25 protein-coding genes are annotated in these 23,280 nt (G+C 61.1%); 11 read left to right on the plus strand and 14 right to left on the minus strand.

Annotated features, from left to right (window positions below; all coding sequences use genetic code 11):
- Positions 1-27 precede the first annotated feature (27 nt).
- From thrS to BCF11_RS00375, 4 genes are all read right to left on the minus strand, one after another.
- Positions 28-1,935 carry a threonine--tRNA ligase gene (gene thrS, locus BCF11_RS00360; RefSeq protein ID WP_098492971.1) on the minus strand — a complete coding sequence of 636 codons (1,908 nt, stop codon included), beginning with the start codon at positions 1,933-1,935 and terminating at the stop codon, positions 28-30.
- A 358-nt stretch (positions 1,936-2,293) separates the two neighbouring features.
- The gene (locus BCF11_RS00365) at positions 2,294-3,784 is read right to left on the minus strand and encodes an efflux transporter outer membrane subunit (RefSeq protein WP_233212318.1); all 1,491 of its coding nucleotides are present in this window, start codon (positions 3,782-3,784) and stop codon (positions 2,294-2,296) included.
- A 31-nt stretch (positions 3,785-3,815) separates the two neighbouring features.
- A complete protein-coding gene (locus BCF11_RS00370; protein ID WP_098492972.1) occupies positions 3,816-6,911 on the minus strand; it encodes an efflux RND transporter permease subunit in 3,096 nt (1,031 codons plus the stop codon).
- On the minus strand, positions 6,904-8,067 hold the full coding sequence (locus BCF11_RS00375) for an efflux RND transporter periplasmic adaptor subunit (RefSeq protein ID WP_098492973.1): 1,164 nt from the start codon (positions 8,065-8,067) through the stop codon (positions 6,904-6,906). The genes BCF11_RS00370 and BCF11_RS00375 overlap by 8 nt, the downstream gene beginning before the upstream one ends.
- Here BCF11_RS00375 and BCF11_RS27310 point away from each other — a divergent pair.
- Positions 8,066-8,443, plus strand: coding sequence for a hypothetical protein (locus tag BCF11_RS27310; protein WP_143751211.1), 378 nt, complete (start codon positions 8,066-8,068; stop codon positions 8,441-8,443). The genes BCF11_RS00375 and BCF11_RS27310 overlap by 2 nt on opposite strands.
- Before the next feature lie 248 nt (positions 8,444-8,691).
- Here BCF11_RS27310 and BCF11_RS00380 read toward each other — a convergent pair whose 3' ends face one another.
- Genes BCF11_RS00380 through BCF11_RS00395 form a run of 4 tightly spaced genes read right to left on the minus strand, consistent with a single transcriptional unit; the run spans position 8,692 to position 10,917 of the window.
- A complete protein-coding gene (locus BCF11_RS00380; protein WP_098492974.1) occupies positions 8,692-9,360 on the minus strand; it encodes a VOC family protein in 669 nt (222 codons plus the stop codon).
- 46 nt (positions 9,361-9,406) lie between these two features.
- On the minus strand, positions 9,407-9,829 hold the full coding sequence (locus BCF11_RS00385) for a hypothetical protein (RefSeq protein ID WP_098492975.1): 423 nt from the start codon (positions 9,827-9,829) through the stop codon (positions 9,407-9,409).
- A gap of 22 nt (positions 9,830-9,851) precedes the next feature.
- A complete protein-coding gene (locus BCF11_RS00390; protein WP_098492976.1) occupies positions 9,852-10,334 on the minus strand; it encodes a thioesterase family protein in 483 nt (160 codons plus the stop codon).
- A gap of 37 nt (positions 10,335-10,371) precedes the next feature.
- Entirely contained in the window at positions 10,372-10,917 is a 546-nt protein-coding gene (locus BCF11_RS00395; RefSeq protein ID WP_158229114.1) for a TetR/AcrR family transcriptional regulator, read from the minus strand.
- A 202-nt stretch (positions 10,918-11,119) separates the two neighbouring features.
- Between BCF11_RS00395 and BCF11_RS00400 the strand changes: the two genes are divergently transcribed.
- Both BCF11_RS00400 and BCF11_RS00405 read left to right on the plus strand, forming a co-directional pair.
- On the plus strand, positions 11,120-11,503 hold the full coding sequence (locus BCF11_RS00400; protein WP_098492978.1) for a YXWGXW repeat-containing protein: 384 nt from the start codon (positions 11,120-11,122) through the stop codon (positions 11,501-11,503).
- 79 nt (positions 11,504-11,582) lie between these two features.
- Complete coding sequence (locus BCF11_RS00405) at positions 11,583-11,873, plus strand: hypothetical protein (protein ID WP_098492979.1); 291 nt, start codon at positions 11,583-11,585, stop codon at positions 11,871-11,873.
- Positions 11,874-11,877: 4 nt separating this feature from the next.
- Here BCF11_RS00405 and BCF11_RS00410 read toward each other — a convergent pair whose 3' ends face one another.
- The 3 genes from BCF11_RS00410 to BCF11_RS00420 form a co-directional block, all read right to left on the minus strand.
- Positions 11,878-12,402 carry a cupin domain-containing protein gene (locus BCF11_RS00410; RefSeq protein ID WP_098492980.1) on the minus strand — a complete coding sequence of 175 codons (525 nt, stop codon included), beginning with the start codon at positions 12,400-12,402 and terminating at the stop codon, positions 11,878-11,880.
- 58 nt (positions 12,403-12,460) lie between these two features.
- Positions 12,461-12,919: a GNAT family N-acetyltransferase gene (locus BCF11_RS00415; RefSeq protein ID WP_098492981.1), complete on the minus strand. Its 459-nt coding sequence runs from the start codon at positions 12,917-12,919 to the stop codon at positions 12,461-12,463.
- A gap of 77 nt (positions 12,920-12,996) precedes the next feature.
- Positions 12,997-14,028 carry a questin oxidase family protein gene (locus BCF11_RS00420; protein WP_098492982.1) on the minus strand — a complete coding sequence of 344 codons (1,032 nt, stop codon included), beginning with the start codon at positions 14,026-14,028 and terminating at the stop codon, positions 12,997-12,999.
- Between the two features lie 82 nt (positions 14,029-14,110).
- Here BCF11_RS00420 and soxR point away from each other — a divergent pair, with 82 nt between their 5' ends.
- Entirely contained in the window at positions 14,111-14,596 is a 486-nt protein-coding gene (gene soxR, locus BCF11_RS00425) for a redox-sensitive transcriptional activator SoxR (RefSeq protein WP_098492983.1), read from the plus strand.
- Between the two features lie 14 nt (positions 14,597-14,610).
- On the opposite strand, the gene BCF11_RS00430 is transcribed toward soxR, so the two are convergent.
- Positions 14,611-15,144 (minus strand): GNAT family N-acetyltransferase, encoded by a 534-nt coding sequence (locus BCF11_RS00430; protein WP_098492984.1) that lies wholly within the window; start codon positions 15,142-15,144, stop codon positions 14,611-14,613.
- 94 nt (positions 15,145-15,238) lie between these two features.
- Positions 15,239-15,994: a DeoR/GlpR family DNA-binding transcription regulator gene (locus BCF11_RS00435; protein WP_098492985.1), complete on the minus strand. Its 756-nt coding sequence runs from the start codon at positions 15,992-15,994 to the stop codon at positions 15,239-15,241.
- Between the two features lie 106 nt (positions 15,995-16,100).
- On the opposite strand from BCF11_RS00435, the gene BCF11_RS00440 reads away from it, so the two are divergent.
- Together BCF11_RS00440 and BCF11_RS00445 are read left to right on the plus strand one after the other, a co-directional pair.
- Complete coding sequence (locus tag BCF11_RS00440; RefSeq protein ID WP_098492986.1) at positions 16,101-16,697, plus strand: NUDIX domain-containing protein; 597 nt, start codon at positions 16,101-16,103, stop codon at positions 16,695-16,697.
- Between the two features lie 88 nt (positions 16,698-16,785).
- Positions 16,786-17,934: an acyltransferase gene (locus BCF11_RS00445; protein WP_098492987.1), complete on the plus strand. Its 1,149-nt coding sequence runs from the start codon at positions 16,786-16,788 to the stop codon at positions 17,932-17,934.
- Here BCF11_RS00445 and BCF11_RS00450 read toward each other — a convergent pair.
- Positions 17,876-18,391, minus strand: coding sequence for a GNAT family N-acetyltransferase (locus tag BCF11_RS00450; protein WP_158229115.1), 516 nt, complete (start codon positions 18,389-18,391; stop codon positions 17,876-17,878). The two genes, BCF11_RS00445 and BCF11_RS00450, sit on opposite strands and share 59 nt — an antisense overlap.
- 189 nt (positions 18,392-18,580) lie before the next feature.
- Between BCF11_RS00450 and msrA the strand changes: the two genes are divergently transcribed.
- The 5 genes from msrA (at position 18,581) to BCF11_RS00475 (ending at position 23,257) form a co-directional block, all read left to right on the plus strand.
- The gene (gene msrA, locus BCF11_RS00455) at positions 18,581-19,327 is read left to right on the plus strand and encodes a peptide-methionine (S)-S-oxide reductase MsrA (RefSeq protein ID WP_233212319.1); all 747 of its coding nucleotides are present in this window, start codon (positions 18,581-18,583) and stop codon (positions 19,325-19,327) included.
- A gap of 167 nt (positions 19,328-19,494) precedes the next feature.
- Positions 19,495-20,112, plus strand: coding sequence for a CDP-diacylglycerol--serine O-phosphatidyltransferase (gene pssA, locus BCF11_RS00460; protein WP_098492990.1), 618 nt, complete (start codon positions 19,495-19,497; stop codon positions 20,110-20,112).
- A gap of 124 nt (positions 20,113-20,236) precedes the next feature.
- On the plus strand, positions 20,237-20,554 hold the full coding sequence (locus tag BCF11_RS00465) for a hypothetical protein (RefSeq protein WP_098492991.1): 318 nt from the start codon (positions 20,237-20,239) through the stop codon (positions 20,552-20,554).
- 112 nt (positions 20,555-20,666) lie between these two features.
- A complete protein-coding gene (gene otsB, locus BCF11_RS00470) occupies positions 20,667-21,392 on the plus strand; it encodes a trehalose-phosphatase (protein ID WP_098492992.1) in 726 nt (241 codons plus the stop codon).
- A 20-nt stretch (positions 21,393-21,412) separates the two neighbouring features.
- On the plus strand, positions 21,413-23,257 hold the full coding sequence (locus tag BCF11_RS00475) for a glycoside hydrolase family 15 protein (protein ID WP_098492993.1): 1,845 nt from the start codon (positions 21,413-21,415) through the stop codon (positions 23,255-23,257).
- Positions 23,258-23,280 lie beyond the last annotated feature (23 nt).

Consider the following 23,280-nt stretch of genomic DNA (forward strand, 5'->3'; position numbering starts at 1 on the left):
CGTGCTCTTGCGCTCGGGTCACCCCGTTCAGGCTTTGGTCTCGACCTCGTTCTTGAGGCGCTCCACCAGTACGTCGATAGGCATCACACCCAGGTCGACATTGCCCCGCGCTCGCACGGCCACTGTGTTTGCATCCCGCTCTTTATCACCGACAACCAGTATATAAGGCGGCTTCTGCAAAGAATGCTGCCGTATTTTATAGGTAATCTTCTCATTACGCAAATCAGTCTCTACCCTAAACCCTTGTTTTTTCAGCGTTTGCGCAACATTCTGCACATATTCGGACTGGGCGTCGGAGATATTCAAAACAACAACTTGCACTGGGGCAAGCCACAAGGGCATGGCGCCGGCGTGATTTTCGATCAGCATGCCGATAAAACGCTCCAGCGAGCCGACAATAGCACGATGCAGCATGACCGGTACTTTGCGGCCGTTGTCTTCAGTGACATATTCCGAACCAAGGCGGCCCGGCATCGAAAAGTCGACCTGCATGGTGCCGCACTGCCAGGAACGGCCGATCGAATCCTTCAGGTGGTACTCGATCTTCGGACCGTAGAAAGCGCCCTCGCCCGGCAACTCCTCCCACTCGGCGCCGGAAGCGCGGATGGCTTCGCGCAAGGCATTTTCCGCCCTATCCCAGACTTCTTCCTCGCCGACCCGCTTTTCAGGACGCAGAGCCAGCTTGACCGCCACTTCGGTAAAGCCGAAATCGAGATAGACCTTGCGCACCAGCTTGTCGAACACCGCAACCTCATCCTGTATTTGTTCTTCTGTACAGAAAATATGGCCGTCATCCTGGGTAAAGCCGCGTACCCGCATCATGCCGTGCAAGGCGCCGGACGGCTCGTTGCGATGGCACTGGCCAAACTCACCGAAGCGCAGAGGCAGGTCGCGATAGCTGTGCAGGCTGGAATTGAAAATCTGGATATGGCCAGGGCAGTTCATCGGCTTCAGCGCATAGCTGCGGTTTTCCGATTCGGTAGTGAACATGCTTTCGCGATAATTTTCCCAGTGGCCAGTCTTTTCCCACAGGGACCGGTCGAGGATCTGCGGCGCCTTGACTTCCTGATAACCATTGTCGTTATAGACACCGCGCATGTACTGCTCGACCTGCTGCCAGATCGACCAGCCCTTGGCATGCCAGAAAATCAGGCCCGGCGCTTCGTCCTGGAAGTGGAACAGGTCGAGCGCGCGGCCCAGCTTGCGGTGGTCGCGCTTTTCCGCCTCTTCCAGCATGTGCAGATAGGCTTCCTGCTCATCCTTCTTGGCCCAGGCAGTGCCGTACACCCGCTGCAGCATTTCATTCTTGGCGTCGCCGCGCCAGTAAGCGCCGGCCAGTTTCATCAGCTTGAATACTTTCAGCTTGCCGGTCGACGGCACATGCGGACCGCGGCACAGGTCGGTGAACGTGCCTTCCGTGTAGAGCGAGACTTCCTGGTCTTGCGGAATCGAGCCGATCAGCTCTGCCTTGTAAGCCTCGCCGATCGATTCAAAATAGGCAATCGCCTCATCGCGCGCCACCACCTTGCGTGTGACAGGCTCGTCCTTCTTAGCCAGCTCAGCCATCTTCTTTTCGATTTCCAGCAAGTCTTCCGGAGTGAACGGACGCTTGTAGGCGAAATCGTAGTAAAAACCGTTTTCGATCACCGGCCCGATAGTCACCTGCGCGTCAGGAAACAGTTCCTTGACCGCGTAGGCCAGCAAATGCGCTGTCGAATGGCGGATCACTTCCAGGCCGTCGGCATCCTTGTCGGTCACGATCGCCAGCTCGACATCGCGCTCGATCAGGAAAGAAGTATCGACCAGCTTGCCGTCGACCTTGCCGGCCAAAGCCGCCTTGGCCAGGCCGGCGCCAATGCTGGCGGCGACCTGCGCCACAGTCAGCGGCGCGTCGAATTGACGCTGTGAACCATCGGGAAGTTTGACTGCTATCATTTTGGGCCTCATATCGGCGTTCACTTGGGACGACGCCGGATTGAATTAAGTTGAACGTATACTTTACAAAAACGCGGACGAAAAAAAACGCGGACCAGCCGCGCTTTTTTCATCATGCAGGTAGAAAAAGGCCTCGACTAGTGTCGCTCACAGATTGTGGTGGTAGTTCGCGGTGTCATAACCGGGATGCCTTTCTCGCTCTTACAGATGTTGAATTCGTTGCAGCTGCACCGCCGGGAATGACGACAACAGGATGCTTCCGATCATACCAGAAAATTTATGCGGCATGGCAAGCGCGCAACATGCGCTGTTGCTAATCTGCCTAAAACGCCGCCCAATTTCCGGCTAAGCGGCGCATTTACCGCGCTGTTGCAGCCGCCAACGGCTCGCCGCGATTCCACCAGCCCCCGCCCAGCGCCTGGAACAGCGCCGCCGTATCGGCAAAGCGCGCCGCCTGCGCCTGCGCCAGGCCGATTACCGCCTGCTGATAAGTTTGCTGCGCCGTCAACAAGGTCTGCGGCGTGGCGGCGCCCAGCTGCACCGATTTGCGGGAGATCTCCAGGCTGCGCGCGGCGGCGCGCTCGGCCAGATACTGCGCCTGCAACGCGTCGGCATCGTATTGCAAGGCGCGCAGGCTGTCGGCGACGTTCTGGAAGGCGTGTATCACGGTACTTTGATACTGTGCCGCGGCCTGCTCCAGCAAGGCTTCCGAAGCGCGCTTCTTGTGCAGCAGCGCGCCGCCGGCAAACAGCGGTTGCGTCAGGCCGCCGACCAGGCTCCACAGGCCGGTGCCCGCGGTGAACAAATCCCCCATCTGCGCGGCGGCGCTGCCGATATTGGCGCTCAGGGTAATCTGCGGCAGCATATTGGCGGTAGCCACGCCGACGGCGGCGCTGGCGGCATGCAGCTGCGCTCCCGCCGAACGGATGTCGGGGCGCTGCTGCACCAGGCTTGAAGGCAGGCTGAGCGGCAGCTGCTGCGGCAAGCTGAGGCTGGCCAGATCGAATTTCTGCTCCAGCTCTTCGCTCGGGAAACGCCCTGCCAAGACCGTCAGCAGGTCACGCTGCAGCGCCAGCGATTTTAGCAAGGGCGGCAGGCTGGCCTGGGTCTGCGCCAGGGCCGCCTGCTGCGCCAGCACGTCGGCCTGGGCCACATCGCCCAGCTGGTACTGACGCTGCAGCAGCGTCAGCAATTCGCCCTGCACCTTGAGCACTTCCTGCGTCGCCGCAATCTGCGCACGCAATGCGGCTTCCTGCACGGCAGCCGCGACCACGTTCGAGGTCAGCGTCAGATAAGCCGCTTCCAGCAGGAATTTCTGCTGCTCGGCCTGGGCTTGCAAACCTTCCACCTGGCGGCGGTTGCCGCCGAACGCATCCAGCGTATAGGAAACGCTGACCTGGGCGGTGTGCAGGTTGAACGGCGACGTGCCCTGCCCCGCCGACACAGGCTGCTTCTGCCGGGTCGGCGCCAGGCTGGCGTTGACGCTCGGCAGGAACGCACCCTGCTGCGCCGACACCTGCTCTTGGGCGGCACGCAGCGCCGCCTGCGCTGATTGCAGATCCGGATTGGCCTTGAGCGCCTGTCCGATGACGGCATTCAATGCCGGAGAATTGAACAGGGTCCACCATTGGGCGGGAATATCCATGCCTTCGACGAACTGCTGGGCTGCGCCGCCGGTGGTCTCTGCGGACGAGGTTTTTGCCTGTAGCGGCTCTTTAGTGTAAGCCTTGACTTCCGGCGCGTCCGGCTGCTTGAAATCCGGTCCGGCGGCGCAACCGGCCAGCGCCAGCGCTACTGCCATCACGCAGATTCTCAGCGGCCAATTGAAATGCAATTTCGTTGTATTCATATTTTTACCTGCTCGTTTTTTATCCGGCGCCTTAGCGTCCGTCACGCTCTTTACTGATGCCGCGGCGGCGTTCGATCCAGTTTTCCAGCGAATAATAGAAAGCGGGCAGGATGAACAGAGTCAGCATGGTGGCGACCACCAGCCCGCCCACCACCACCGTCGCCAGGCCACGCTGGACGTCAGTACCGACGCCGGTAGCCAGCGCCGCCGGCAGCATGCCGACCGAAGCCACCGTGGCCGTCATCAGCACCGGCCGGAAGCGCTCGAACGCCCCTGCCAGCACCGCATCCCGCAAGGCCATGCCTTGGCGCCGCACGCGATTGATGTTGGACACCATGATGATGCCGTTCTGCACCGCCACCCCGAACAAGGCGATGAAGCCGACCCCGGTGGCGACGTTGATGGTGCCGTTGGTGACGCGCAGCGCAATCAGGCCGCCCAGCGCCGCCAGCGGCACCACGCCCAGTATCAGCAGCGCTTGCCGCAACTTGCCGAAGCCGGCGTACAGGATAACCGCCATCAGGCCCAGCACCAGGCCGAACACCAGGATCAGGCGCGACTGCGCGCGCTCCTGGTTCTCGAACTGGCCGGCCCATTCGAGACGATAGCTGGCTTTGTCGAAATGCACTTTCTGCGTTACCTGGGCCTGCGCCTCCTGGTAGTAGGACAGCAGGTCGCGATCGGCATAGTCCAGGCGCACGGTCAGCTGGCGGTGCGTGTTTTCATGGGCGATCGTACTTTCGCCGGTGGTAGTGCGGATATGGGTCACCTGCGACAGCGGAATGCGCGCGCCGCTGGCAGTGGTCAGCAACAGATTGCCGAGCGCCTCCGGACTATTGCGGCTGTCCTTGGCGAAGCGCACTGTGACGTTATGCACCCGGTCCGCCACATACAGTTGCGTGACCGGCGCGCCGCCAATGCCGGTCTGGATCAGGGCGGCGATATCGGCGACATTGATCCCCAGCCGCGCCGCAGCGGCGCGATCGATATCGATCGCCACCTGCGGCACCGGCGGTTCCTGGAAGATGGCGACGTCGGCCGTGCCCCTGACCTGCTTGAGCACCGTGACGACCTGCTCGCCGATGCGGCGCAATTCCTTGAAATTGTCGCCGTACACGCGGATCACCAGCGGACTGTGGGCGCCGCCGACCGCGTCGTTGACACCGTCGCTGATCGGCTGGCTGATGCCGATCGAGAAGCCAGGCAGCTGCGCCAGGCGCTGGTTCAGCTTGTGCACGAACTGCTCCTTGGTCTCGCCGTTAGCCCAACTACTGTAAGGCTTCAGCCCTACCGGCACTTCCATGTGCGAAGGGGTCCAGGGATCGGTGCCGTCGTCGCTGCGGCCGAGCTGGGTCACCGCATACGACACCTCCGGGAATTCCAGCAAGGTGCGGCGCAGCTCGCTGGCCATCTCGCTGCCCTTTTCCAGTGACAGTCCGGACGGCATCTGCACTTGCAGCCACAGGGTGCCCTCATCCATGTTCGGCATGAACTCCCGGCCGGTAGCCGCGCCGAGGGCGATCACGCCGGCCAGCGCCAGCGCGCCGAGGACATACGACACCGCTGGATTGGCCAGCAGCCGTCCCAGGGTGTTGCGGTAGCCGGCGCTGAGCCACTCCAGCGGCTTGTTATGGAAAATCCGGCGCGGCTTGTGCAAGGCCATGTAAGCCAGGCCGGGCACCAGCACGATGCTGCATACCAGCGCACCGATCAGCGCATAGCTGACGGTAAACGCCATCGGCGACAGCAGCTTGCCTTCAGCACGCTCGAAAGCGAACAGCGGCAGATAGGCGACGATGATGATCAGGGTAGCGAAGAAAATCGGCCGTATCACCTCGGTGGTGGCGTCGCGCACATCGGTTTCGCTCAGCTCCGCCTCTGGCTTGGCTTCGCGCCGCCGCAGGATTGCTTCGGTGACCACGATGGCGCCGTCGACAATAATGCCGAAGTCGATCGCGCCCAGCGAAAACAGGTTGGCCGGCATCTTGGTCAGGTACATCATGATGAACACCGTCACCAGCGCCAGCGGGATCGTGACTGCCGCCACCAAGGCGCTGCGCGGGCTACCGAGGAACAGGATGAGAACGATGCAGACCAGGCCGATGCCTTCCAGCACGGTATGGCCGACCTTGTGGATGGTCAGCTGGATCAGGTCGTCGCGGTCGATGTAGAGTACGATCTTGATGCCCATAGGCGCCAGCTGCTTTTGCAGCTGCTCGACCTTGGCGTGCACATCCTTGATCACTTCCGAGGCGTTCTGATATTTCAGCAGCTTGACGATGCCCTCGATGGTGTCGGGATTGCGGTCCTTGCCCAGGATGCCCTGCCGCTCCTGGTGACTGTACTGCAGCTTGCCGAGGTCGCGCACCAGCACCGGCACGCCGCCGGACTGCTTGACCACCACGTTGCCGAGATCGGTCAGGCTGCGCATCAGGCCGATGCCACGCACCACATAGCCCTGCTCGCCGCGGGTGATGCGGCTGCCGCCGGCGTTGGCGTTATTGTTGTTGATGGCGCTGGTGACGTCGGACAGCGAAACGCCGAAGCGCTGCAGTTGCTGCTGGTCGACTTCCAGCTGGTATTCCATGGTCAAGCCGCCAAAATTGCCGACTTCGGCGATGCCGGGCACCTGCTGCAATTCCGGGATCACGATCCAGCGCTGGATCTCGGACAGTTCCAGCAGGTTCTTGCTGTCGGATTCCAAGGTATAGCGGTAAATTTCGCCGGCGGCGCTGGTCACCGAATCCAGGCTGGGCGTGATGCCCGCAGGCAGCGCGGCCTGGGTCATGCGCTCGGTGACGCGTTGGCGCTCCCAATAATCCTCGGCGCCATCCTTGAAGGTCAGGGTAATCAGCGAGAGGCCGAAAGTGCTGGACGAGCGCATGTGCACCAGGCCGGGCGTGCCGCTCAGCTGACGCTCCAGCGGGATGGTGATCTGCTGCTCCACTTCCTCAGCCGCCAGGCCGGGCGCCTGGGTCGTGACCTGGGCGGTAACGTCGGACAGTTCAGGATAGGCTTCCACCGCCATCCGCGTCCACGAGTAATAGCCGAACAGGGTCACCATCAGCACCACTAAGATCACCGCATAACGCTTTTGCAGGCAATAACGAACGATCTTGTTAATCATTGAGCAGCACTCCGCCCTTGATCACTACGCGATCACCGACCAGCAAACCCTTCTGGATCCTCACGCTGCCGTCTTCCTGATTACCGGTTTCGATGGTGCGCCGTTCGAAGGTCCATGGCGCCACCTCGACGAACACTGTGGTGTTTTCATTATTCATCAGCAAGGCGGATGGCGGCACCACCGGCGCCGCGGACTGGGCCACCGCAAACGAGGCGTTGGCGAACATGTTCGGCTTGAATTTGCCGTCGCCGTTCGGCACGCTGATGCGCACCAGGGCCCGCCGCGTATCCGGCTGCAGGACATCGCTGACAAACGCCACATTGCCGCGGAATTTTTCGCCCGGATAGGCTGGCAGGCTGATGTTCACCGCCTGCCCCTTCTTGACCGAGGCCAGCATGTTTTCCGGCACGCTGGCGGTGATCCAGACATTGTCCAGATTGGCGATGGTCATCAGAACCGCATTCGGATCGTTGGCCGACTGCCCGGCGCCTATCGATAGCGCGGTGATGCTGCCGGAATTCGGCGCCACCAGGTTGAGCCGCTGGCCGCCGCTGTCGGCGGCGCTGACGCCGCTGGCGTTGAGCGATTTGAGACGGGTATCGGCACGGGCGAATTCAGCCTGCGCCTGGACATAGGTGCTTTCCGATTGTTCCAGATCCTTGGCCGCGCCGGCGCCGGCCTGCTGCACGCCGCGCTGGCGATCCAGCACGCGTTTGGTGAGCTGCAGCGTATCGCGCGCCTTTTGCAGGTCGGAAGTGGCCTGGGCAAAATCGCCGGAGGTCATCACCAGCAGCAACTGCCCTTTGCGCACATGATCGCCAAGGCCGACCTTCAGTTCCAGCACCTTGCCGGCCACCGGCGGCAGGATATTGATGGTGCGGCCGGGATCGGCTTCCACCTGCGCCGGCAATTCCAGCGCATGGCTTGCATCCAGCGATGCGACGGTTTGCACGGCGACGCGCGAGCGCAGCGGCGAGTGTTCCGGAATCGTGATGCGCGCACCCTGCCTGATGAAATTGAGGCTGGAGCTGGCGCCGGCTTCGGCGGCAGCGGCCTTGCCCTGATGGCCGAAGGCGACGAAAGCGATGGCGACGGCAATCAGCGTGGCGACGGCAACGACCGCGAGGGGCTGGCGCTGCAAGAGATTATTTTTCATGATGATGCTCGTATTGGAAGATCGGTTTTCACGTCATCCCGCAAGCTGCGCTTTTGCAAAGGCGGGATACTATTTATTTGCAACGGATGCGGCCAGTGCTGGCGGATCCGGCTTGATCTGGCGCGGCTGGCAAACCGCGCAGGGAACATGTACAGCGCGCAATGGCAGCCTGCTGGATCGGGGATATCAGGGACTGGGGTCTGCGGGAGTCTTGACCAAAGAGAATTTCAGCACTTCAGCGCAGCCGCTCTTTTCAAGCAGATGCGTCACAAATTGCCCGGCCAGCGGCGTCGACAGCATTGAAAGCACAAGGGCCTGGCGCCTTAGCAATAGAGAATTTTTAAACATCGAAGCAGCGCCAGTGAATACCCATTGATCTCAATCAGCCGCCAACCAGCAGTCCGCGGAAAACCTGACATATGCGGGCGCCTTTTACCGCGCTCCGCACATGGCCCCTAACTGGGACTGCTACAGACTACAGAGCTATCCTGTCAAAAACCTGAATGGAAGCTGACAAAATCCTGACAGGCCAGGAATACCCTCAGACTGACATTTGAAGCGAGACTTTGCCGTCGCAATAAATTATTATCATTGCAACAAAACAAGAAATATACACGGGGAAAATTACACAGGGATGACAGTTGCGGAAGGGCCTAACCGGCGCACCCCGGCCGGTGTCTGGATATACGCCGCCAGGCTGGGCGCCATGCCGGCGCCGATAAGGTTCACGGAAAACGCTCCCTGGAAATCGTTCAGCGCCAGCATGTTGTTGAGCTGCTCCGCATCGGCAGGCGCCATGTTGGCCTCCAGACCCAGCAAGGAACAACCCAGGTCAGGCAGCCTGCTGGCCGGATGCGGCTGGACTCGCCATTCGATCAGCGTCGGGGCGACGCCGTGCAGCGGCAGGCTGCCGTCGTCAGGAATTGTGATCAGCCAATGCAGCTGGCCGCGCGTCATCGGCACAATCGGCCCCAGCGCGATGGGAGATGCAGCGACTGCAGCAGCAATGTCGCTGGTGCGCGCGACCCAGGTCGCCAGGCGCGGCCGGATATCTGGCGTGATCCGGTCAAGCTGGAACCAGCGCGGCCGCTCCGGTGGCGGCGCCTCCGGGTTCACGGCAATCACTTCCAGGAACAGTCCTTCGCCCAGCCGCAGCAGAGCATTATGGGTACCCATGCGCGGATGTTCGCCGCCGGCTGCAAGCGCGACGCCGAGCGCCTGCTGTACGTATGCAGTTCCTTCCGCCAATGAAGGCGCGGTGATCACAAGGTGGTCAATGCAGGTATGCAGCATGGTGGTCTTTCGTGTAAGCGCAGTGGCGCAAACGATGCTCGCACGGCTACCAGAGTGAAATAAATCCGGCGCAAACCAGCAGCGCTGCGGCAAGCAGAGAGCTGCCGGCGCCAACCATGTTACCCAGATAGACCAGGCGCGCCAAGCCTTTCGCGCCCGACGCCAGTCCGCGATCGCTGGTAATTACCGCCAGCGGCGTAGCCAGGCAGAAGGCATAGGAAGACAGCAACAGCGCGCCGACGATGCTCCATTTGAACCCGGCGCTCACCGTGAACGATGGCAGCACGGCGGCGATGGCGAACATCAAGGTCGCCCCAAGCGGGATGCTGAGGTGGGCAACCCGCCAGGAATTGACGATTTGGGCAGCGGCGCCGCGCTTGATGGCTTTGGCGTAAGGCGCGCCGTAAAGCAAGCCGATCAGCAAGACGACGGCAGCGTGAAATACGAGATGGCGGGAGGACAGATCCATGGAGCGGCTCGGCGTCTAATGGTTATTGACCGGGCGACGCCACGCCGCCATTGGCAGCAAGCACGGCAGCGGCGACTGTATCAGGCGGGATCACCCCTTGCTTGCCCTTGACCACGCCTTTGGAAGTGCCTTCGGCAATGATCTTGCCGTCCACGGAAAAAACGTGCTGCATAAAGAAATACTTCTCGTCCCAATGGGTGACCTCCAGCTTTGCCTGGAATTTCTTGAAGGCGCCCAGCGATTTGCGGTAGACCATGGTGTGCTCGGCAACGATCGGCATCCAGCCTTCGCGGATCATGACCCGGGCCAGCCCGGTACGGATGAAAAGATCCACCCGGTTCAGGTCGCATAGCGTCAGGTAGCGGCCGTTATTGACGTGCAGGTTGATATCGAGGTCGTTGGGAAAGGTCATCAGAGCAATGTCGCTGACGGCCTTGGCGATTGCAAGGCGCGGGCGAAAGAAGGAGGCAAGAAGCACATAGAAAAGCCGAAAGAATAAATTCATGGGGATAGCCTGCTCCGGAGGGTAAGGTTTAATGATATTAGTGCTTGAATTGCTGGATTTCTCGTTGCAACAACAGCGCTGCCTGCACAACGGGTTCGCTGGAACCTGCCAGGCGAGCGTGCAGCAACGCCCCTTGAAAAGTATTGATAATGTTGCCGCTCAGTCCCTCCGCCTGGCTGGCCGGCACACCGTAAGCCTGCAGCCTGGCTTGCAACGCCAGGCACCAGTCGGCGTAAATGACTTTGCATTGTCGATTCAAGGGATTGCTCTTTTCGGTTGACATCGAAATCGCCGCCACCGGACAGCCCAACTCGTAGTGCGACGCACTCAGCGCCGTCGCCAGCGCCTTGCCCATGTCGGCGATATAGCCCTTCAGCGTTGGCGCCCGCGAGCTGGAAATGATGGAAGTGCCTAGGCCGTATTCCTTGGTCGCCTCCAGCACCGCTGTCATCAGCTCATCTTTCCCTCCCGGGAAATAGTGATACAGCGAGCCGCGCGGCGCCTTGCATGCGCGGGCGACATGCATCAGCGTGATGCCGGCGTAGCCATGGGTAGGCAGCAGCTGGACGGCCTTGTAAATCATTTTTCCGCGAAAGTCCTGCATGTGCAAGCCCTATAATTATGTATGCGTACATACATAATTATAGGGCTTTTTCAGCACTCGGCGCCAGATATCAACTTGCATGTACAGCAACAGCGCTGAATGTAATTAAATGCATCATTACTTGGCGCTTAAACAATTACCGGTATAGTTACCCCGAAATGAACAACACGAGAAAATGATTATGAAACGTATGCTCTGCGCACTCGCGCTGGCCGCGGTTGGCGCGGCCGCTCTGCTGCCTACCCAGGCAATGGCGCAAATTGGCGTCAACATCATTATCGGCACGCCGCCGCCACCGCCAAGATATGAACGCATGCCGCCGCCGCGCGTCGGCTACCTGTGGGCGCCAGGCTATTGGAACTGGGATGGCCGGCGCCATGTCTGGGCTGGCGGACACTGGGAAAGGGCGCGCAATGGCTATCGCTACGACCGGCCGCAATGGCAGCACGGCCGCAACGGTTGGGAACTGCATCGCGGCGGCTGGCAGCATGGTGGCGGTCATCATGGCGGACGCCATGACCAGCGGCGCGATCATCAGCGCGGCAACGATCACCGCCATCGCTGATTTTTCCGGCAACCGGCAAGGCTGAAGCGCCAGGCCGGCTGCCCTTCAACGTCAATATATACAGGACTCAAGGACAGACATGACTATCAAAAAATCCATCGCCATCGCCATGCTGCTGGCTTCAGCCGGCCTTTCCAGCGCCCAGGCCCAGGATAACGGCGCGCGCGCCTCGCTGGATAATGCGAAACCCGGCGCCAGCGAAGAATGCCGGCGCTTGCAAGAGCGCGTGCAGGAACTCGACCGCATGGACGATGAACGGATAGCGCGCAAAGGCCATACCGGCTTGCAGCAAAGCCCGGTGCAGACCAAGGAATGGATAGACAAGGAACGCAAGGATGCAAAGACCAAGATGTTCTTTGCCAAATGCTGACGTTCTAAGCTGTTTCGTCGGGCCGCCCCTGCTGCCCGACATCGACACCTTCCCAGTACTCAATCACGGCCGACTTGCGATAGCCCTCTCCCATCAGCTTCACATCCACCCGCCCGGTCTCGGGAAAGATCGCCACATCGCCCGCATGAGAGTTGCCGAACACCAGGTAGCGGCATGGCGCCTGGCTGCGATTGATCATGGCATGGCCGACTTTCTGGCCGGCGGGGAAACAAACGTAGTGCCCGGTAGAGAGTTCATAAACCTGCGCGCCCAGTTCTAGCGTCAAACTACCCTCCAGGATGAAGACATGCTCCTCTTCCAGCAAATGGTAGTGCGACTGGTTGGCTTGCCTGCCCGGCTCCAGCACTTCCATCGAAACGCCGATCTGCGAGGCGCCGCCAAACGAGCTGAGGTGCCGGTAACGCAGGCCGAAGCGCTCGCCGCGTGAGAATTCCACCCAGGGCACGCGGCTGACGTGGAAGGGTTCGAATACGCCCTCGGCATTTTTTGACGTCGGTTTTTCACTCAATTCAGCACTCCTCTCGGTTTGGTTCTGCAATGAGCATGATGCAAGGACCAGACGCCGTTCACAATCGCAGCGCCATGGCGCGGAATCCAGGCGGCAGCGTTCTGCTGCTTTCCGCCGGCTGGAATCCCAGGGCAGCATAGAAGGCCACTGCATTGGGAGCCGCGTTGAGGCGGATCGCCGGCCGCTCGCTCAAGGCGCGGCATTGCTGGACCGCCGCCAACGTCAATGCCCGGCCTATGCCCTGGCGGTGTAGCTCGGGCGTGACGAACAAGCTGCACAGATTCCAGAAATTCTTGACCAGCACCACAGCGACTATGCGGCCGTCGCGGGTATATTTGAGATGGCAGCAATGCTCACGGTTTTCCAGCCACCAGTCGAGATTCTGATGAACGTTACGGATCAGCTCCGTTTGCAGCACGGGATCGTCGGCGACCTTCTCGGCGACGATGATGCGTTCCGTGAACTGGCGCAGCTGCTCAAGGTCATGGGATTCAACTGATTGTATGGCGTCGATCATTGCGGCGGATCCAAAGCTGGGCACGGCAGCCGGTTAAAGAATTCAGGTCGAATTTACCATGAATCCGCCGCCGTAAATCAACTCAGATGCCGCACCCGTCGTGCCGCGGCAGCCGAATACAGGAGCGACGGCGCCCGTAGGTTTTCACAGTAGCAGGTGTACACGGTCTTGATGTCATGGTCGTCATCGGATGACAGCGCCAGCCTGAACAGTTGCGGCCAGGGATCGGCGCCGTCCGCCAGGGCATGGCCCTTGTCCTCTGCAAGCGGCGGCGCCCCGATCGATACGTAGGCCGCGCAGAAGGCCTGCCACAAGTCTGGCAGCAGACTCTCTGCGGCCTGTTCCGGCAAATGGCTGAAAACACGGCGCACCGCGTGCAGGCCGGTCACCATATGCATGGCGGTGAAATTATTTGTTTGCCAATACAACTGGATCGCCGCGCGCGCCATGTCGTCCAGCAGCACAGTGTTGAGCGGCGTCAGCCTGGGCGGCGCCGGCAGCGCCGAGCGGAACAACGGATGCAGCGCCACCGCGCGCAGACGGGTGGTAATCATGTCGCCTTTGAATACGGCGCCCTGCAAGGCTGCCGACAGGCTGGCCAGGCCGGCGCCGACGGAGGCTGCCACGTGATGCTCGTCGACGGCGATCTCGATCGGCAGATTGCCGCTGACCAGCGCGGCCAGGCCGGCAGCAATTTCACCGTCGTGCATCGCTTCCAATCCATAGGCAAGCCGGATTACCGCGTGAAATGCGCCGCTGGCCGGGGCAAACGGCAGCCGCCTGAAAACCTGCCCGATCACCGCATCCGGACCTTCTTCCATCATCCATTCCTGGAAACACAGGCGCAAGGCGGCAAACGCGTCAGCCTGGCTGATATACGCCGTCCACGATTCGCGCGCGATGGGCAAGCCAAGCGGCGCCTCCGGCAGCGCAAAACGGCGCTCCCACTGCTCGAAGAATTCATGCAGGCGCGCCGGCGGCGCCCCCATGGCGGCAAGCGCGCATAGCGCCATCGGGCAATGATTGGTGGTGCCTTTGCCGTTCAGCGCAAAACGACCGTTGGCGTCGAGCAGCTGCTGGAGTGTAAGGTCTTGGATCAGTTCGCTCATTGCATAGCCTCGAAATTGATATGACGCCCTGATTATCAAAGTTCAAGTAAACTTGAAGTCAACATGAATTTCGAGGGACATCATGAGCGATCAATTAATCACCATCGGCGAGCTGGCCAAGCGCTCCGGCGTCGCCGCCAGCGCGCTGCGTTTCTATGAAGAGCAGGGCCTGATCGGCAGCAAGCGCGAAGCAGGCAGGCAACGGCAGTTCGCGCGCGACGTGCTGCGCCGGGTCGCCTTTATCCGCGTCGCGCAAACGGTAGGGCTAAGCCTGGACGAGATCAAGCTGGCCTTGTCTACCCTGCCCCTGCAACGCACCCCGACCAAACAGGACTGGGAACGCCTTTCACGCTCGTGGCAACCGTTGCTGCAGCAGCGCATCGACACACTGACAGCGTTGCGCGACCAGCTCACCTCGTGCATAGGCAGTGGCTGCCTGTCGCTCAAGAAGTGCGCACTCTACAACCCTGAGGATACGGCGCAACGGCGCGGCAGCGGCCCGCGCTACCTGCTGGGCGACCGTTCCGAGGCGCGCCTCGCCGAATCAGGCGTGGTCAAACCGGCCTAACGCAGGTTACGGCTTTAGCCGCCGGTGCGCGCGTATATCCAGAAATCCCGAGGTTGGCCACGCACCATCCTGAAGTTGCGCAGCAAGCCCTCGCGCTGGAAGCCGCATTTTTCCAGGACTCTCACCGTGCGAATATTGGAGTCAAGCGCGGTGGCCTGGATCCGCACTGCGTCAAGATGGTTGAAAGCCCAATCCACCATCGCCGCGCAGGCAGACGGCGCAATCCCCCTGCCCCAGACGCCGGGCGCCAGATCATAGGCGATCTCCGCAGTCTTGTTGAGCAGCGACAGGCTATGAAAACCGATGGTGCCCACCAATTCGCCGGAGCTGCGCAGCACGATGGCAAAACGCAGTTCCGAAGCCGGATCCGAAGACTCCAGGGCGTCGAATTTCTGCAGCAAGTCGTCAATGGAACGCAGCTGCCAGCTGGTGTGTTCGAGCACATGCGGCATGGTCAGATAGGCATGCCAGGCGGGCGCGTCGGCTCGGTTTAGCGGGCGTAGATAAACAAGATTGTTCTGCAGTTCTGGCGGATTGATGTGTTGCATGGGTGCATATGGGGATTTATCGGGACAGCCGCGCTTGATCATAGCGCAAAAAATCTGCGGCGCTAAGCAAACGGCTCAAGCTTCACACCTCTGGCTAAGCCAAGGTAATCGCTATCCCCATCTTGCGATAAGGTGCGACCAAGGTTTCCTCCACCCCGGCATTGACCACAATGTCGCTGACCTGGCTCAGCGGTGCAATCTGGAATGGCGAGGCCGTATCCAACTTCTCCGGCGAGGCCAGCACCACCGTCCTGGCCGCCGCATCGCTGAGGGCGCGCTTGACGCCGGCTTCTTCAAAATCGCCAGTGCTGATGCCAGCCTCGGGATGCAAGCTGCACACTCCCATGAAATACAGATCGGCGCGAATCCGGGCTATCGCTTCCAGCGCAGCCGCCCCTACCCCCACGATCGAATGCTTGAACAGGCGGCCGCCTATCATGATCACTTCGATATGCGGATGCGACACCAGTTCGATGGCGATGGACGGACTATGCGTCACCACCGTCGCCCGCAGGGTCGGCGCCAGCTGCCGCACCAGTTGCAGCGCGGTCGTGCCGCCGTCGACGAACACCACCTGGCCGGGCTGGATCATGGCCGCGGCGGCGCGGCCGATGGCCGGCTTGGCGTCGGTCGAGATCTGCTGGCGTTCGGCGAAAGCAGCCAGCGCCGGCGACGCCGGCAAAGCGCCGCCGTGTACGCGTTGCAGCAAGCCTTCTTGCGCCAGCTGGCGCAGGTCGCGCCGGATGGTGTCTTCCGACAGGCCGAGCTGTTCGCTCAATGTTTTGGCGACGATCTGGCCGTCGCGCTCCAGGATTTCCAGCAGATGCTGTTTGCGTTGCAGGGTTAGCATAAATTTATTTGCACGTTTTTTCTTGATATTTCACGATATTGCATGATAAATTTAATTAACGCAAGTCCACGACGTAAGTCCATCCAAACACCACCAGGAGCACTGCATGCACGATGACAGAGTCAAGATTCGCAAGGTTGAAGTATTGTCGGACGACTGGTATCTGCTGAAAAAAACCACCTTCGACTATCGCCGCGGCGACGGCAGCTGGCAAACCCTGACGCGCGAAACCTACGACCGCGGCAACGGCGCCACCATCCTGCTTTACAACCGTGAGCGCCGCAGCGTCATCCTGATCCGCCAGTTCCGCTTTCCCACTTTCGGCAACGGCCATGACGGCTTCCTGATCGAGACCGCCGCCGGCTTGCTCGACCACGCCAGCCCGGAGCAGCGCATCCGGGCGGAAGTAGAAGAAGAAACCGGCTACAGCGTACGCGAAGTACGCAAAGTGTTCGAAGCCTTCATGAGCCCGGGATCGGTGACGGAAAAACTGTATTTCTTCGTCGCTGAATATGCGCCGGATGCGCGCATCAGCGACGGCGGCGGCCTGCAGGACGAGGGCGAGGATATCCAGGTGCTGGAACTGACGCTGGAACGCGCCATGCAGATGGTGGCTAGCGGTGAAATCGCCGACGGCAAAACCATCATGCTGCTGCAGTACGCGCAGCTGCATTTGCTGCCGGCTGCCAGCGGCGTGAATTAATCCGGGCGAAAAAAAGCGCCTTTCTGCCTGCAGCCGTGCGCGAATAAAAAGTAGAATCTGCCATACTAAAAACTCGCCGGGAAACCCGATGACTGCTGGCCGCAACTTCAGAATAGATTTACTCAGAGGGATTTCGATCTGCCTGGTTTTGCTGCTGCATTACCAGCTGTCCTATTCGCTGACCGACAGTCCGCTGCGCTATCTGCTCTCCAAGGAAGCCATCCGCGCGCTGACGCTCAACGGCAACTACGGCGTCACCATGTTCTTCGCGATTTCCGGTTACCTGATCACCGCCACCACCATCAAGCGCTATGGCAGTCTGGCCCAAGTCGACATCAAGCGCTTCTATGTCTTCCGCATGGCGCGCATCTTCCCCTGCCTGCTGGCGGCGCTGGCCATCATCGTCATACTCGGCATGCTCGGCCAGCCTGCCTTCATGAACGTCGCCGAGCCGGGCTGGCCGGCCGTCGGCATGCCGCTGGCAGTGCTGTCGGTGCTGACCTTCTGGCACAACGTCTTGATGCAGCATGCCTGGTATTTCAATTACGCGATGAATATCTACTGGTCGCTGTCGGTGGAAGAAGTTTTCTACCTGCTGTTTCCCCTGCTCTGCTTCGGCCTGAAACGCGAGTGGCCCGTCGCTGCCATATGGATGGCGGCAATTGTCATCGGGCCGATTTACCGCAGCTTCCATACCACTGACGAAATCTATTTCATGTACGGCTACGCCGCCTGTTTCGATGCGGTCGCCTTTGGCTGCCTTGCCGCGCTGTTGGCCAGAAAGGTACGCCTGCAGGGGTGGCTCTGGCGCCTGGCCCAGGTCGCCGCCGCATGCCTGGTGGTGAGCATTTACCTGCGCGGCATCGATGGCCATGAGATCTTCGGCTTCAGCCTGATCGCCGCCGGCACTGCGGTGCTGCTGCTGGGCGCGCGTAATGAAAACGTCCCGGCCTGGCTGCAAGGAAACCGCCTGCTGGCCGCAATCCGCTGGCTGGGGCGGCACAGCTATGAGCTGTACTTGTTCCATATCGTCGTCCTCGGACTGATGCGCAGCGTGGTGCCGAAAGGCGCCATGCCTTATGCCTGGAAGCTACCGGTGCTGGCCTTGTTCCTGCTGCTGTCCGCCCTGGTGGCCGGTCTGAGCGCACGCTTCTATTCGGATCCGCTGAACGCCTGGCTCAGGCAGACTTTATTGCGTCCGCGGCCAGCGGCGGCATCGCTAGGCCAGCGTGGCTGATCTGCGCCTGCATCCATAGCACCTCGGGAGTCGATTCCGCCGCGACCTCGACAAACCCGAGCCCGGCGTAAATCGCGTGCGCCGCCGGATTGTCGCGATATACGCGCAAGGTCGCGGCGCTGACGCCATAGGCACGAACCGCTTCTTCCAGCAGCAAGCTGCACAAGATCTTGCCCAACCCCCTGCCGCGCGCTTGCGGCGCAATGGCGATGCGGCACAGATGCGCAACGCCAGGCTGGCGCAGCCGGTACTGGCCAAAACCGAGAATATCGGCATCTCCTTCGCAAAGCGTGTAGCTGGCGCCGGACTGCACATGCAGCAGTTGCGGCAGCTGTACCGGCTCGAAGGGATAGGCCAGCTGCGGACCGGCCCAGCGGGCACAGGCTGCCGCATCGGCAATCCACCCTGCGATAACGGCGTAATCCGCAGCCACCGGCAACCTTAATGAAACCGTCATACACTCTCTCTCGTAGATAAGTTTAAGCAGCCGGAAAGCGGCCATGGCATGTTGCCACGGACGAATTGGCAAAGCAATATCGGCTCAAGCGATGCGCGGAAACGGAACCGATCGTCCGTAAGGAAATCTCTCCTCTGCCGACTAAGTACCAGCGCTGCCTTACTTATCACAACCAAGAGGATGACCATCATGGACAAGTTAGCAACAAAGACAAAATCAGTGAGCACTGGCTTGCCCTGGACCGGGGGCGTGCTGGCCGCCTGCGCGCTCGGCGCGGCATTGCTGTTCAGCCAGAATCTCGCCTTTTCCTCGGAAGCCGCAAAGATGGTTCCCGCCCCGGTCAGCGACGAAACGGCCGTCGCGACTGAACATTCGGAGACCGCGGTGTTTGCCGGCGGCTGCTTCTGGGGCGTGCAAGGCGTATTCCAGCACGTGCGCGGCGTCAGCAATGTGGTCTCAGGCTACGCCGGCGGCAGCCGCGACACCGCCCAGTACAACCGGGTCAGCGAAGGCGATACCGGCCATGCGGAATCGGTGCAGATCACCTATGACCCGACCCAGGTCACCTACGGCAAGCTGCTGCAGATATTTTTCTCGGTGGCGCACGATCCCACCGAGCTGAACCGCCAGGGACCGGATACCGGCAGCCAATACCGCTCCGCTGTGTTCCCGGCCAACGACATGCAGCGCAAGGTGGCGCAGGCTTATGTGACGCAGATCGACCACGCCAAAGTGTTCAGCAATGCGCTCGCCACCAAGGTGGAAGCGCTGCGCGGCTTCTATCCCGCCGAGTCTTACCACCAAAACTTCCTGACGCGCAATCCGAGCTATCCCTACATTGTCGTCAACGATTTACCCAAGATCGACGATCTCAAGCGCCTGTTCCCTGACATGTACCGGACCCAGCCGGTGCTGGCCAAGGCCGACAGCCGCTGACGCCTCGCGGCGCCTGCCGGGCGGTTCCCGGCTTTTAACGCACTCTCTGTCATCCGCACTGTCCGATGACAGAGAGCGACAGTTACCGGCGCGCATCCTCTATGTGATAAATTCGGGGCTGAGATTTTCCCTCCCCTCTTATCACTATAAGCTCCCGGATAAAAGCAATGACCAAACCAAAGCCGTTTTCAATGATTCGCGAGTTCCATCTCGCTGACTGGTTCACCCTCAGCAACGCATTTTGCGGCGTCGGCTCCCTGTTTTCCGTAATGACCTATCTGCAGACGCGCGAAGTACTGCATCTGCTCATCGCCTGCGCCCTGATTCCGGCGGCGCTGGTGTTCGATATTCTCGATGGCAGCATCGCCCGCTGGCGCGCGCAAAGCTCTGCCATGGGGCGCGAGCTGGATTCGCTGGCCGACGTGATTTCATTTGGCGTGGCGCCGGCGATCATCGCCTACGGCTGCGGCATGCAGGGGCTGGTGGACCGCATCATCCTGGTATTTTTCGTCGCCTGCGGGGTATCGCGCCTGGCGCGCTATAACGTCACTTCGGAAAAGCTGTCCGACGGCGACGGCAAGGTGAAATATTTCGAAGGCACGCCGATCCCCACTTCCATGCTGCTGGTGCTGGTGCTGGCCGCTGCCGCCTGGAATGGCGCTCTCGGCGAACAGCTGTGGCTGGGCGTGGTCTACGTCGGCGGCTTCCAGTTTCATCCCATGGTGATGATGTTTGCGGTGTCGGGCGCCTTGATGGTGAGCCGCATCCGCATCCCCAAACTGTAGGGCGCCAGCCGGGCAGCGGATAAAAAATGCGAAAAAAACCGGCATAAAATTCTCCCGGGCCGCCACTAGCGGCCACAATAGGTCTACACTCAAAGCTCAAGCAGTGCAGATCGGGAGAGGCATCATGACCGAGATTGATCCGAAGAGCAGTTTTCGCGGGCTGCCGTTGACGCCAGAGCAAGATGCGGAAATCCGCCATTACATCAACGTCAAGAAGCGCCACGGCGAGCCGTGGGATACGCCGGAACTGAGCGCCATGCTGAAGGACATGCTGGAACCGCCCGGCGAAGATGATGGAGAGTCAGGCCTCAACCTGGATTCGGCAAAGAGCGCAGCCGAACGCGCCGCCACCTTTGTCGATGACGCGATGGAGCCGATCGAAGCCAGCGAAGAGCGCAATGCCGCCATGGAATTCGAGGCAATGAAAGCGCAGGGTTTCTGACACTCAGGCTTGCGGCTCACGTTGCCGTAAGCCGGCATCCGCTTTGATGTCAAACTGGCATGCGTCATATTCGTCACGGGAACTAATCCTTGCTTAATCCGCCATACATAGCATGCCCCTACCAAACCATGCTTACGACTTTAGCGTCGATGCGCTGTTTCTGGACTTCGACAATACCCTGGTCGATCTTGCTCCCCGCCCGGAGAGCGTATTGGTGCCGCCAGGCCTGATAACAAGCTTGCAACGGCTGCAACGGGCGGCTGGCGGCGCGCTCGCCATCGTCAGCGGCCGTCCGCTGGAACAGATCGATCACTTCCTCGCCCCCTTGCGTTTACCCGCGGCGGGCGTCCACGGCGTCGAGCGGCGCAGCGCCGATGGCTGCATGACGCAGCTGCCGGTGCCCTCGATCGAACGCCTGCTGGCGCATCTCAATCCCTTGGTGGCGCAACACGCCGGCCTGCTGCTGGAAGTAAAACGCGGCGCCTTGGCGCTGCACTACCGCCGCGCGCCGGAACTTGAACAGGCCTGCGTGCAGGCGATGACGGCGGCGCTGCGGCACGAAGCCGGATTTGCTCTGCTGCGCGGCAAAATGGTGGTGGAAGCCAAGGCCGCGGATGCCGACAAAGGCAGCGCGATTGCCGCCTTCATGCAGGAGCCGCCGTTCATCGGCCGGCGCCCGGTTTTCATAGGCGACGACAGCACCGATGAGGCCGGCTTCGCCTGGGTGCAGTCGGGCGGCGGCCTCGGCATCAAGGTCGGCCCCGGCGACAGCCTGGCGCACGCCCGCATCGCCAGCGCCGCCGCGGTACGCACCATGCTGGCCCAGGTTCTGCAATAACCAAAGTGAAGGAAGAAACCATGACCACGCTCCCCACGGAAACGTCGGCCGCTGCTTCGGTTGTCGCCGATGTCGCAATTCCCTCCACCTCGTCGCTCGATCTTGGCGTTATCGGCAATTGTTCCTTCAACGCCCTGATCGACAAACTGGGGCGCATCGTGTGGTGCTGCCTGCCTCGCTTCGATGGCGATCCGGTGTTCAACGCCCTGCTCGACACCACCGACAACGGCAGCCTGTGGAGTTTCCAGCTAGAGAATTTTTCGCATAGCGAGCAGTGGTATGAAGCCAATACCGCCGTGCTGCACACCCGTTTGTACGATACCTTGGGCCAGGGCGTGGAGATCACCGATTTCGCGCCGCGCTTTCCCAGCCGCGGGCGCTTCTTCCGGCCGCTGACGATCGTCCGCCGCGTCCAGCCGCTGAGCGGCGCGCCACGCCTGCGCATCATGCTGCGCCCGCGTTTCGACTGGGGCCGCGAGGCGCCGGCGATCAGCCGCGGCAGCAACCACATCCGCTATATCGGCGCAGCGCAAACCTTGCGCCTGAGTACCGACGCTCCGCTCAGCTATCTGCTGGCCGAGACTTCGTTCGTCGTCAGCCGCCCCTTGAATTTCATCCTAGGGCCGGACGAGACCATGAGCGAAGGCATCGGCGATACCGCGCGTCACCTGGAGCAGGAAACGCTTGCCTATTGGCGCGGCTGGAGCCGGGCCCTGGCGACGCCGCTGGAATGGCAGGCGGCGGTGATCCGCGCCGCCATCACGCTCAAGCTGTCGCTGTATGAAGATACCGGCGCGATAATCGCCGCCATGACCACCAGCGTGCCGGAAGCGCCCGGCAGCGCGCGCAACTGGGACTATCGCTATTGCTGGCTGCGCGACGCCTTTTTCGTGGTGCGCGCGCTCAACAGCCTGTCGGAACTGGGCACCATGGAAGACTATCTGCGCTGGCTCGGCAATGTCGTGGTGCGCAGCGCCGGCGGCCACGTGCAACCCTTGTACGGCATCGGTCTGGAAGAAGCCTTGCCGGAACTGACGCTCGACCACTTGCCCGGCTACCGCCATCATGCGCCGGTCCGGGTCGGCAACCAGGCTTACGAGCATTTCCAGCACGATGTCTACGGCAATATCATCCTCGGCGCGGCGCAATCGTTTCACGACGAGCGGCTGCTGCATCGTTCCGGCGTCGAGCAGTTCCGGCATCTGGAAGCGGTGGGCGAACGCGCGTTCGCACTGTATGACCAGCCGGATGCCGGCATGTGGGAGCTGCGCACCCGTTCGCGCATCCATACTTCGTCGGCGCTGATGAGCTGGGCCGCCTGCGACCGCCTGGCCAAGATCGCCGGCAAGCTGGAACTGGGCGAACGCGCCGGCTACTGGCATGAACGCGCGGCGACCATCGGCCAGCGCATCCTGAACGACTCGTGGAATGAAGAACGGCAAGCCTATGCCGAGAGTTTCGGCGGCCGCGATCTCGACGCCAGCGTCTTGCTGATGGTGGAGGTAGGCCTGGTGGCGCCTACCGACGAGCGCTTTATCGCTACCGTCGACACGCTCGAAAAATACCTGTGCGACGGCCCCTACATGCGGCGCTACGAAGCGCCCGACGATTTCGGCCGGCCGGAAACCGCTTTCAATATCTGCACCTTCTGGCGCATCGACGCGCTGGCGCGCATCGGCCGCAAACAACAGGCGCGCGAGATTTTCGAAGCCATGCTGGCGGCCCGCAACCATGTCGGCCTGCTGTCGGAAGACACCCATCCGGTCACAGGCGAAATGTGGGGCAACTTCCCGCAGACCTATTCCATGGTTGGCATCATCAACTGTGCGATGCGCTTGTCGGCCGCCTGGGAGAGCGCCATCTGAATCCTGACAGCAGTCCCCTTCCC

The organism is Collimonas sp. PA-H2 (assembly GCF_002564105.1).
In the GTDB taxonomy this organism is placed as follows: Bacteria; Pseudomonadota; Gammaproteobacteria; order Burkholderiales; family Burkholderiaceae_D; genus Collimonas.